General features: G+C 62.1%; 3 protein-coding genes. 2 read left to right on the forward strand and 1 reads right to left on the reverse strand.

Annotated features, from left to right (window positions below):
• On the forward strand, window positions 1–728 hold a 728-nt coding region (locus AWB67_RS35600; protein WP_200822400.1), incomplete at its 5' end, for an HAD family hydrolase.
• A 14-nt stretch (window positions 729–742) separates the two neighbouring features.
• On the forward strand, window positions 743–3,013 hold the full coding sequence (locus tag AWB67_RS35605; protein WP_087660582.1) for a glycoside hydrolase family 65 protein: 2,271 nt from the start codon (window positions 743–745) through the stop codon (window positions 3,011–3,013).
• 39 nt (window positions 3,014–3,052) lie between these two features.
• Here the strand turns inward: AWB67_RS35605 and AWB67_RS43645 are convergent, their stop codons facing one another.
• Window positions 3,053–3,193, reverse strand: coding sequence for a cation transporting ATPase C-terminal domain-containing protein (locus AWB67_RS43645; protein ID WP_374729884.1), 141 nt, complete (start codon window positions 3,191–3,193; stop codon window positions 3,053–3,055).
• Between the last annotated feature and the right edge of the window lie 6 nt (window positions 3,194–3,199).

A 3,199-nucleotide genomic window follows, 5' to 3' on the forward strand; every position in this document is an offset into this window, starting at 1 on the left:
TCCCCGGATCAGAAGCCAACGACCCCCATCGCCTGTGCGTTGGCATCTTCGACGTCGATGGCGTCCTGCTCGCTTCGCCGCACGAACGCGCCTGGCGGGAAGCGCTCGGTGGTCTTGCCGAGGGAGCACGCTTCACGACTAGCGTTTACCAGAGCCATGTAGCAGGCAGACCGCGGCTCGACGGGGCACTTGCTGCTCTGCTTGCATTAGGAGTCTCCGATGCGGAGCAACATGCCGCAGCCTATGCAATGCGCAAGCAGAGGCGTCTCGAGGCGCTGATCGACGAAGGAGCCGTGAACACGTTCCCCGACGCGCTGCGGTTCGTCCATGCGGTGAGGGGGCTCGGCTGGCCGATCGCCGCCGCGTCATCGTCGAAGAACGCCAATGACATGATGCGGCGCATCCGCCTCGACGACGATCACAGCCTCCTCGACGTGTTCAATGCCAATGTGTGCGGGCGCGAACTGCGGCACGGCAAGCCAAACCCGGAAACCTACCTGCTTGCGGCCGCGGAATTGTCCGCCGCACCTGCAAATTGCCTTGTGGTGGAGGATGCTCCAGCCGGTATCGAGGCCGCCCGCGCTGGCGGCATGGCGGCGCTTGGCGTCGCGCGGCTTGACGACTCGGAGATGCTGCTTGCAGCTGGGGCTCATCTGGTGGTGACCAGCCTCGATCAGATTGACATCAATGAACTAGTACGCGGGCACCTCCGCCGGCGGCTGCCGTGATCAGGCCGGGGACCATGGACCGGGCGTTGATCCCGACTTCCGATCCCGATTGGACGGTCCGGGAGATCGGGCACGATCCGCTACGTGAAAATAGCCGAGGGGCGCGCTTCGCAATCAGCAACGGCTTTCTCGGCGTGCGCGGGACTCACGCGATACACCATGGCGGGCGATGGGTCGCAAAGTCGCGCACCTTGGTTGCCGGGCTGTTCGATACACCCGACGAAGCGCAGGGCATACCGGTACTGGTCGCGACGCCAGATTGGACTCACGTCCGGATTATGCTTCAAGGAAAGCCGCTGGTGCACCGGCCCGGTGATGGGTCTTCGCAGCAGCGTATTCTGGACATGCGGCGTGGCGCTCTGCTCACGGAAAGTCGTTGGTTGAATGCCTCGGCCATCGGTGTTCGCCTTCAAACTCTGCACCTCGCCTCTCTCAGCCAACGCGCAATAGCATTGCAACTCATCCAGTTGGAGATTGAAGAGGGCGGAGTCGACGTCACGCTTGAAGCATCCTTTGAACGGCTGGACAACGGCCTTTTACCAGAGCGCGTCGAGCAGGATCTCGGCGTATGGCATGCGATATCTTCCAATAGACGTCTCGCGATAGCTGCTGCGTTGTCACTCCGGATCGACGGCCGTGACGTTCCAGCAACCCTGTGCAGCCCGTTTCACTGGTCATGGACCTGGAGGTCGCGCCAAGGCCAAATCGGCTGCCTGGAACGTCTGGTGTCGGTGACGCGGAGCGATACCACAGACGCCGGCCCGGCCGGCGACGCACGACACGCGCTCGGCATCGCACAGGAACTCGGCTGGTCTGGGGTCGTGGCCGCGCATGAGGCTGCCTGGGCAAGCCGCTGGCGCCGCAGCGAAGTCGTAGTTGAAGGCGATGCCGGCGCTCAGCAGGCGTTGCGCTTCGCTCTCTACCACCTGAATGGCGCAGCCAATCCTGATGACGAGCGCGTCTCCATCGCGGCGCGAGCATTGACCGGCGACGACTATCGCGGACATGTGTTTTGGGATACCGAAATCTATCTGCTGCCGTTTTATATCCTCACCTGGCCCGAGGCGGCGAGGGCCCTGCTCATGTATCGGTTTCACACGCTGGATGGCGCCCGAGCAAAAGCGGCCAGGATGGGCTGGCGAGGCGCCCTTTACGCATGGGAGTCGGCTGACAACGGCGACGAGACGACACCCTCGCACGCGATCGGCCCCGATCGCAAGGTCGTTGAAGTCAAGTGCGGCCAGCAGGAGCAACACATTAGCGCGGACGTCGCCTATGCGGTCTGGCAATACTGGCAGGGAACCGGGGATGATGTCTTTCTGTGCGATGTGGGTGCCGAGATTTTGCTTGAAACTGCCCGTTTCTGGTCAAGCCGCGCACAGCCAGAGGCGGCCGGCCGGTGCCACATCCGAGGTGTTATCGGCCCCGACGAATACCACGAGTCGATCGACGACAATGCCTTCACCAATGTCATGGCACGCTGGAACATCCGGCGTGCGCTTGACGTGGCCGCATTGCTGCGCGCGCGCTGGCCCGCCCGCTGGAGCAATCTGTCAGGTCGCCTGTGCCTGCACGATGATGAACTGGAACACTGGCGCAGTGTCGCCACGACGATAACGACTGGTTTTGATCCGGAGACCGGACTCTTCGAGGAATTTGCAGGCTATTTTTCCCTCGAAGAAATCAATCTTGCCGACTATGCTGGCCGTTCGGTGCCCATCGACGTCGTGCTTGGCCGAGAGCGCACGCAACGATCCCAAGTCGTCAAGCAGGCCGATGTCGTGGCGCTTTTGGCGTTGCTGCCGGATGAGTTTCCCGGCGATTCGGGCGTGACGAATTTCGGCTACTACGCGCCGCGGTGCGGCCACGGAAGCTCGCTCAGCCGTGCCGTGCATGGAATCGTCGCGGCAAGGCTCGGTGACACCGAAGCCGCGTTGGATTTTTTCCGAGAAACGTCTGCCATCGATCTAGCCGACAGCCACGCGGCTATCGAGGGTGGCGTGCACATCGCGGGACTAGGTGGGCTATGGCTGATCGCGGTGTTCGGCTTCGCGGGTCTGTCGCTTCACGGTGACTACCTGTCGTTGGACCCAAAGCTGCCAGCGGCATGGCAAAGCCTTGCAATCACGCTCGAGTGGCGCAAGCGCCGTCTCAGGATCAGGATCGCACAGGCAGTGGACAGCGTCGAGGCGACTCTGGAAGCGGGGGAGCCGATGAAACTCATCGTACGTGGCAAAGAGTTGGGGCTGACGTGTACAGAGACTCCCGTCCTGTCGAACGGTTAATGTCCGGTCCCGGCTCCGCGAGCGGGCGCCGCGATTGTTTCATCGGTAGACGAGACCGCGACGCCTGAACAGTTTTTCGATCTCGACGAGAATGAAGACTATGCCGGAGAGAAGAAGACAGGCAGTTAATTCTACGACATTGAGCGGCGCGGTTTTGAAGATCGGGTTCAAGGCTGGCACATATAT

The organism is Caballeronia terrestris, from assembly GCF_001544515.1.
GTDB classification, from domain to species: domain Bacteria; phylum Pseudomonadota; class Gammaproteobacteria; order Burkholderiales; family Burkholderiaceae; genus Caballeronia; species Caballeronia terrestris.